Raw genomic sequence first — 289 nt, 5'->3', positions numbered from 1 at the left:
TACGGGGACGATCACGTTTGCCGGCAGCAAGTCAAAGTTGAGTGTTGATGCATCCGGCGCAACCACGCTCACCAACAAGCTCGATCTCACCGCTGCCGGCGGCGAAATCGTTGTAAGCGGTAACGGTGACGACACGTTTGCTTTCCACGCCGATCAGGCTGACAGTTGCTTCGGCGCAGGCTCGACACTGACGCTCACCGGTACGAATTACAGCTTCACGACCACCGGCAACGACGTTTTGGACAACGTCGCGCTCTCCGTGACGAGCGGAACGCTGACGGTCAACGGC

At 59.2% G+C, this 289-nt stretch carries 1 protein-coding gene; it reads left to right on the top strand.

Features of this window, described 5'->3' with window-relative positions:
- The coding region (locus H6A60_RS13055) for a hypothetical protein (RefSeq protein ID WP_205105293.1) at positions 1-289 on the top strand (289 nt) is incomplete at both ends.

Origin of the sequence: Sutterella massiliensis (assembly GCF_016899755.1) — a bacterium.
GTDB lineage: Bacteria > Pseudomonadota > Gammaproteobacteria > Burkholderiales > Burkholderiaceae_F > Sutterella > Sutterella massiliensis.
Note: the sequence above shows the minus strand (reverse complement) of the source record. Positions and strands in the feature narration are given on the sequence as shown.